Origin of the sequence: Thermodesulfovibrio sp. (genome assembly GCF_049969575.1) — a bacterium.
GTDB classification, from domain to species: Bacteria; Nitrospirota; Thermodesulfovibrionia; order Thermodesulfovibrionales; family Thermodesulfovibrionaceae; genus Thermodesulfovibrio; species Thermodesulfovibrio obliviosus.
Genome location: NZ_JBMFOO010000004.1, coordinates 1 through 3,813, shown reverse-complemented (window position 1 = coordinate 3,813; position 3,813 = coordinate 1). Strand labels below are relative to the sequence as shown.

Sequence of the window (3,813 nt, the reverse complement as noted above, 5' to 3'; positions counted from 1 at the left end):
AATGGAGCAAACGCTGGGAGCAAACACAGGCAGAGTGGAACAGAAAATGGGAAGAAAATGAGAAGCGCTGGGAAGAAAATCAAAGAACAATCAATGAAATTCTTAAACGGCTTGAAAAGATTGACAAAAGACATCTTTACACAATTGGTGCACTTGGTGCAAGATGGGGGCTTTATTCAGAAGAGTCTTTTCGTAATGGACTTAAAGCAATAATTGAGGAGTCTTTCGGCGTTGAAGTAATAAGGTATGTTGATTATGATCATGAGGGAGAAGTTTTTGGCAGACCAGACCAGATTGAGATTGATTTAATAGTAAGAAATGCAGAACTCATTGCCTGTGAGATTAAGTCTTCAATGAGTAAATCTGATATGTATACACTGTGGCGAAAAAAAGAATTCTATGAAAAGAAACATCAAAAAAAGGTTGACAGAGTTATTGTAATATCTCCAATGGTTGATCCTCGTGCTAAGCCAGTGGCGGAAAAGCTTGGGATAGAGATTTACACTCATTCAGATGAATTCATAGAAAAAGAAGAAAAAAATATAGAGGATATATCAAGTTAAATTGATTTTTGACAGCATCCCTGTTTTAATGTATCATCATGTAATGCCCTGTAATAGTGTCCTTAATGTTACTCCAGAGATTTTTGAAGAACAACTGCGAGGCTTAAAAACAAAAGGCTGGAAAACGCTTGATGCAAAAGAGTTTTTATATCTCATGGAAAATCCTGAAAAACCAAGAAAAAAATGTCTTCTTATCACCTTTGATGATGGCTTTGTGGATAACTATATTTATGCCTATCCAGTTCTCAAAAAATACAAAATGAAAGCATTGCTTTTTGTAGCAACAGAGTTCATAACGGATTTAGAGCTTAAAAGAGACAGTCTTAACCCTCTTTCTCATAAACAAATGTGGAGGCTTGCTTTTTCAGAAAGAAAGCATGAAGTTATGTGCACATGGAATGAACTCAGGGAAATGCAGTATGAAGGTGTTTTTGATATACAGAGTCATGGACACACACATAAAACGCCTGATTTCATAGAAATGGCTGATTATCAGACACTGGAAAATGATTTAAGAATAGGGAAAGAATTATTAATTAAAAATCTCGGGAAAGAGCCTCTTCATCTTGCCTGGCCCAGAGGAGTTTATGACAGTAAAGCAGTAAAAATAGCAAAAAAACTCGGATTTAAAGCTCTCTATACAACTCAAAGAGGAGCAAATACAGATGATCTCTTTCATATTAAAAGACTGGCTATAAAAAACAAAGGCATAGGATGGCTTAATAAGAAATTAATCATTTATAGCTCTTCACTATTAAGCAAAATCTATTATAGAATAAGATTTTAATGAAAATTGCTTTCATAAAAAGAAACTTCTCCTATCATGGTGGCGCAGAAAAATATCTTTCCACCCTTATAGAGGCTTTTAAAAAAAAAGAATGGGAAATTCATATATTTGCAAACAAATGGATAACACATGAAGAAGTAGTATTTCATAAAGTTCCAATTCTGCCATTAGGATCATTTTTGAAAGCTTATAGCTTCAACCACAATCTCAAAATTAATCTTAAAGAGTTCGATTGTGTTATTAGCTTTGAGAGAACCACAAATCAGCATATTTACAGAGCTGGAGAAGGATGTCATAGAAGATGGCTTGAATTACGCTCTTTAATTGAATCTGAAATAAAAAAACTATCATTTAAACTGAATCCCCTTCACAGGTATTATCTAAGGCTTGAAAGGGAAATCTTTGAGAAAACTCCATTAATCATTGCAAACTCCCATATGGTAAAAAATGAAATAATTAATTACTATGGAATCCCTTCTTCAAAAATTACAGTAATTTACAATGGCGTTGATACTGAGAAATTCTCACCGGAAAATAGAAAAAAAAATAGTCAATTAAGACATACACTTAAACTGCCAGATGGCAGGAAAATTATTCTTTTCGTTGGTTCAGGTTTTAAAAGAAAGGGACTTTTTACCCTTCTTAAAGCAATGGCGATTTTGAATCATAAACCATATCTGCTTCTTATTATAGGTAAAGGAGATATAAAAAGATACATGAAGATATCTAAAAATCTTGGTATTGAAGATAAGGTTTTTTTTATGGGCACAAGAAAAGACATTGAGAGCTTTTATGGCATTGCAGACCTTTTTGTTCTTCCAACAATTTATGATCCTTTTAGCAATGCTACCATTGAAGCAATGGCATCGGGAATTCCAGTAATTACAACTACAAACAATGGTGTGGCAGAATTAATTGAAGAGGGGAAAGAGGGCTTTATCATAAAAAATCCCTTTGCACATGAGGAGCTTGCAGATAAGATAAACACTGCCATGGGGAATACTAAAAAAATGGGAGAGTTTGCAAGGAAAAAAGCAGAACATTTTACCATTCAAAGAACTGTAGAGGAGTTCACCGGATGTATAAAAAAATTCTTGTCATAAAGCTTCGTCATATAGGAGATGTTTTAATTACAACGCCTGTTTTCAAAGCTTTAAAAGAAAATTTTCAGAATTCCTTTATTGCTGCATTAGTAAACCAAGGTACAGAGGCTGTCCTTGAGAAAAATCCTTACATAGACAAGATTATCACCTATGACAAAGGAATAAAAAAATTACCTGCTTTTAAAAGATATATTGAGGAGATGAGATTTCTGATGGATATACGAAAGATTGGGTTTGATACCACTATAGAGCTTACAGGAGGAGACAGAGCAGCAGTAATATCCTATTTTTCAGGAGCTAAAAAAAGAATTGGCATAAAATCAAGAGGATTTTTTGGGAAAAAACATCTTTATACTGAGATTTTTGAAATAAACTGGCATAAACATACAGTGCTTCAGAATCTTGAAGTTCTTGAAAAAATGGGGCTAACAATCGGAAAACCTGAAGTAATTCTTAATGTTACAGAAGAAGAAAAAACTTGGGCAAAAAACCTGATTTTTCCTCGTTATTCCGATCATTCATTTTGTCATTCCGAGCAAAAGCAAAAAATCTCTTCCTTTAACAAAAAACTCATCCATATTCATCCTACATCCCGCTGGCTTTTTAAATGTTGGAAGGATGAATACATGGCAGAAGTTATAAAGTGGTTGATTTCCAGTGGACACAGAGTTGTTCTTACTTCATCCCGAGATGATAGAGAACTTAAAAAGATTGAATCAATTCTTTCATATATTCCTTCTTTTAGTTCTGAGCCCATCGGCTACGCTCAGGAAAAATCTCCCATAATCAATCTTGCAGGTAAACTAACCCTGAGGCAACTCATAGCAGTCTCATCAATCTGTGACTTTTACTTTGGCATAGACACAGCACCAATGCACATAGCAGCAGCATTAGGCAAGCCAGTTATAGCACTTTTTGGTCCAAGTGGAGCATTCCATTGGGGTCCGTGGGATAATGAAGCAATTGAGAAACCTTATCCTCAAAGAAACGGCATCCAGAGATTTGGCAAAAATATAGTAATTCAGAGAAACTGGAGTTGCATTCCCTGTGGTCAGGATGGCTGCGGAGGCTCAAAAATAAGCAAATGCCTCTTTGACATAAAACCTGAGGAAGTAATTGAGGTTCTAAAAAACGTATTAAGTTGAAAATATTCAATGATAACAGACATGTGATATAATAATTTCATGTTAAAACTTAAAAATTTATTAAAAAAGCATGAGCAAAGACTGATTGAGAGAGAAAAAGAAAGGACTGATGCGATTGAGCCTTATGAAATTATACAAAAGAGATATATACAAATTTTTAACATTTCTTGATAAATTATCCCAGTGAAAGTAATAAACAGGGTAAATGAAGATAA

General features: G+C 34.2%; 4 protein-coding genes. All 4 read left to right on the top strand.

Features of this window, described 5'->3' with window-relative positions:
* A partial coding sequence (locus ACP5O9_RS01890; RefSeq protein WP_428723338.1) for a PD-(D/E)XK nuclease family protein occupies positions 1 to 563 on the top strand: 563 nt, incomplete at its 5' end.
* A 43-nt stretch (positions 564 to 606) separates the two neighbouring features.
* Entirely contained in the window at positions 607 to 1,350 is a 744-nt protein-coding gene (locus ACP5O9_RS01885; protein ID WP_428723337.1) for a polysaccharide deacetylase family protein, read from the top strand.
* Entirely contained in the window at positions 1,350 to 2,453 is a 1,104-nt protein-coding gene (locus ACP5O9_RS01880) for a glycosyltransferase family 4 protein (protein ID WP_353685885.1), read from the top strand. The genes ACP5O9_RS01885 and ACP5O9_RS01880 overlap by 1 nt, the downstream gene beginning before the upstream one ends.
* Positions 2,429 to 3,598: a putative lipopolysaccharide heptosyltransferase III gene (gene rfaQ / locus ACP5O9_RS01875; RefSeq protein ID WP_428723336.1), complete on the top strand. Its 1,170-nt coding sequence runs from the start codon at positions 2,429 to 2,431 to the stop codon at positions 3,596 to 3,598. Before ACP5O9_RS01880 ends, rfaQ begins: the two co-directional genes overlap by 25 nt.
* Positions 3,599 to 3,813: the final 215 nt, after the last annotated feature.